The organism is Candidatus Phytoplasma bonamiae (assembly GCF_030586845.1).
Classification (GTDB): domain Bacteria; phylum Bacillota_I; class Bacilli_A; order Acholeplasmatales; family Acholeplasmataceae; genus Phytoplasma; species Phytoplasma bonamiae.
The window spans coordinates 1-3,104 of the sequence record NZ_JAOSIQ010000044.1; the positions used below are offsets into that span (position 1 = coordinate 1).

At 18.0% G+C, this 3,104-nt stretch carries 2 protein-coding genes; both read left to right on the forward strand.

Annotation, left to right across the window (positions count from 1 at the left end):
* The coding region (locus OC701_RS02515; RefSeq protein WP_304514511.1) for a hypothetical protein at positions 1 to 193 on the forward strand (193 nt) is incomplete at its 5' end.
* Between the two features lie 1,326 nt (positions 194 to 1,519).
* A complete protein-coding gene (locus OC701_RS02520; protein ID WP_304514512.1) occupies positions 1,520 to 2,296 on the forward strand; it encodes a hypothetical protein in 777 nt (258 codons plus the stop codon).
* The last annotated feature ends 808 nt before the right edge of the window (positions 2,297 to 3,104 follow it).

The window sequence follows — 3,104 nt, forward strand, 5'->3', positions numbered from 1 at the left end:
AATAAATATATTATGTTTAGATAAAACTGGTACTATTACCGATGGGAATATGAATGTTAAAAAAATTTTAAAATATTCTAATGATGATACTATTGATTTAAATTATTTAAGTATACATAATAAATATCTAAATAACTTTATTAACAATAATATTAACAATAATGGTAAAAGATGTAAATTTAAAATTTTTTAACTTTTACTATTATAACAAAAAATTATTTTTTTTGTTATATATAATATTTTTATTTTTATTAACAATAATGGTTCAAAATTTTTTAACTTTTACTATTATAACAAAAAATTATTTTTTTTATTATATATAAATATTTTTATTTTTATTAACAATAATGGTTTAAAATTTTTTAACTTTTGTCATTATAACAAAAAATTATTTTTTTGTATATATAATATTTTTATTAATGTCTTATATTTATTTATACTAAATATTATTTATTTTTAATAATCAAAAATATTAAAAAAATGATCGATTAATAAGTTAATTTAATCTCATAAAAATTAAAAATATATTTTTTTGGGATTAATTGGTTTACATAATTAATATTATAGGAAGTAAACTTTATAATAAAAAACATGGTTTTTACATAATATTTAATATTTTTATAAATAAAAACTTTTTTACAAAAATTATATATTTTTTTATATAAAAAGTTATTTTTTTGATATTTTTATTCTAAATATAATTAAAAAAACTTATTTTTAAAAATACCATTCAATTAATTTAAATAAGTTTCACTTTATTTTATTACGTAATAAGTTTCCTAAATATTAATTATATTAAACAATATTTAATATAATTAAACATAGTTATCTAAATTTTTCTTAATTCTAAATCTATTTGAATAGATATTCTAAAATTTATTTTTTTTATTATTTGCTTAAACAAATCAAATACATATATACGAAAAATATTAATAAAGTGATATTTTGATTATAGAAATTTTCAATATTAAAAAATGATAAAAATAAAAAATAATAATTTTTAATTAAAACTATTAGTGATTGTTAGAAATATAATCAAGAAATGGGCAAAGTTACTTTATTTTTACATAAAAATCACTGTTTTATATTATTATGTTTAACGAAGTAATTAACGAAAACAAAAAATCATTGACCAATAAATTAACAAAGAAAATTTACGTTATGATATAAGGATATTAACCGCAGCAATTTAACCAAACTATGACGTCAACAAAAAAAGATTACCAAAGAAAACTTAAATAATATCAAAACTCACAATGATAAATAAATCGTAAAAAATATATTATGATTTTCAATAAATAAATTTTTTTTAAAATATTTAATTTGCAAAATTATATAATAATTGTAGTGATATATTTAAATTTCAATATTTTTTATTTAAATTCTATGAAATTTTTATAAAATTATTAGTAATATAAATATTGATCTTATTAAAGAAGTGTATATTTAATATTCTTTATATCAATAATGATAAGGATAATCAATTAAATATTAAATTGTAAAAAAGGAATATTTATCTATGTTTGATAATTCAAAAAAACAATTATCTAGTAAAGCTTTTGTTTTTTTAATTGTATTAATTATATTTTCAAGTGCCACTTATTTCATTAAATTAAATGTTTATTCTCTTCGTGATTTTTCTTTTGATCATAATTATATATATTACTCAGAGCAAAAATTACTAACTTTGATAAGTGGCGCTTTTTATAATACTTTTTATAATTTCACTTATCAAAGTAATTTTTTAGTTCTTTTATTTTGTATTGGAACTTTAAATTCTAAATTTCGAAATCATAAAAATTATTCTTTATGGGCTTTTTGTGTTTTAATTGATATATTATTAACCGGCGTCGTTTGGAATTTAATCGCCAATCCTTTTGTAGATTATAAAAATTTTAAATATGAATTTTTAACAGTGAGTTTATGCGAACATACTTATATTCCGATATTATTTACTATTTTTTATTTTAGTAATTTTTATGTTAATCCTCCTTTAGCCCCTTGCTTTAAACATTATTTAGCTTTAATCCATCCTTTGTTTTATCTTTTTTATTCCTTAATTTTAGGTTCGATCGAAAATCAACGTTTTTATCAATATCCTTATAATTTTATGAATCCTTCTTTATACTGTAATATCAGCTCAATAATTAATAATTTTTTTGATTTAAATTTTTATAATAATTTCTCTCAAGGATGGTTTGGCGTTTTAATAAATAATGTTTTCTTATTATTGGTTGTATCAATTGTTATTCCTATTCTATTTATAATAAAAAAAAAATTAGTCAATATAAAATAATCTCCAAGTTATTCCAAATTTTTATCAATCAAGATTTTACGACCACCAAACCGTTTCAAAAAACTATTAACCGATACTTATTTTAAAATTACTCAAAGATTTTTATATTTTTTTGTATTATTGACTATTTTAATAATCAAATTATCACTTTTTCATACTTAGGAACATCAAAATAAATATTTATTTTTCTATACTATTAAAAAAATTTTTAAATTAAAAAAACTTATATCATTCACTCTAATCAAGGAATCGCGCTGCACCTTATTTGATACAAAACGTTTTTTTAAGTAATTAATAATAAAGATACCAATTATTGGTTATTTTTGTTTGTTTTTTTCTTGGGATAAATGGTTGTTTTAATATTGCTGCGGTCTTTAAAATATGTCCCCCGATAAATTTCGGTCATGGCATCACTCATTATTAATCAGTTCCTTTCTTAAATTGTTTTTAAAAAAGTCCCTTTTCAAAGGGACTTAAATTAATTACTTGCCTTTTTGATTTTGTAGGCGATTAATTCTTTAAAATTTTTGGGTTCATAGTTCACCAAAGGAATTCTTTGCTCACAGAACTGAGTAAAGATGGATAAAAGGAAGAATAAAATAATTAAGATATCTCGGCTTTTGGTGAACCAATTACTTTTTTTATTTTTGGTTTTTTAGTTATTTTTCTGATTTTCATTTCAAAACCTCCTTCTTGATTTGATTTTTTTGTTATTTTTTTTAATTGATTTTTCTGTTTGAACTAGTTTTTTTAACCTACTTGTTTTTTTATTTATGGTTTTATTAAAATTTTTTTTGTTTTTGCTATT